Below are 527 nucleotides of genomic sequence, written 5' to 3' on the forward strand. Positions count from 1 at the left end.
GCTGCGTGATGGACCAGCTCAGCTGGCAGATGAGCCGGTCGGGGCTGCTGACCGCGACCGCCCGCCTGATCGCGCAGGGCGAGGCCATCGCTGCAACCACGGCCGCAGGCACCCCGACCGCGCTCGGCCTTCAGCGCTTCGGCCATTTCAACGGGGTGGTGAAACGGAACGGCACCGCCTTGGGCAATGTCGTCTCGGCCGAGATCACCTATGCCAACGGTCTCGACCGGATCGAGACCATCCGCAACGACGGCAAGATCGAAGGCGCCGATCCCGGCATGGCCGCGCTGACCGGCCGGATCGAGGTGCGCTTCGCCGATAGCGCCCTCGTCACCCAGGCCATCGACGGCACGCCCTGCGAGCTGGAGTTTGCCTACAGCCTCGGCGCGAACGCCAGCTTCACCTTCACCGCCCATGCCGTCTACCTGCCGGTCCCGCGGATCGAGATCCCCGGGCCGCAGGGCATCCAGGCCACCTTCGACTGGCAGGCCGCGAAGGCCACCAGCCCCGCCCGCATGTGCACCGCC

1 protein-coding gene is annotated in these 527 nt (G+C 69.6%); it reads left to right on the forward strand.

Going from position 1 to position 527, the window contains the following annotated elements:
• Positions 1-527: phage tail tube protein (locus E3D03_RS21250; RefSeq protein ID WP_263568583.1), on the forward strand; the 527-nt coding region annotated here is incomplete at both ends.

It is taken from the genome of Paracoccus sp. DMF, assembly GCF_004407025.1.
GTDB lineage: Bacteria > Pseudomonadota > Alphaproteobacteria > Rhodobacterales > Rhodobacteraceae > Paracoccus > Paracoccus aminovorans_B.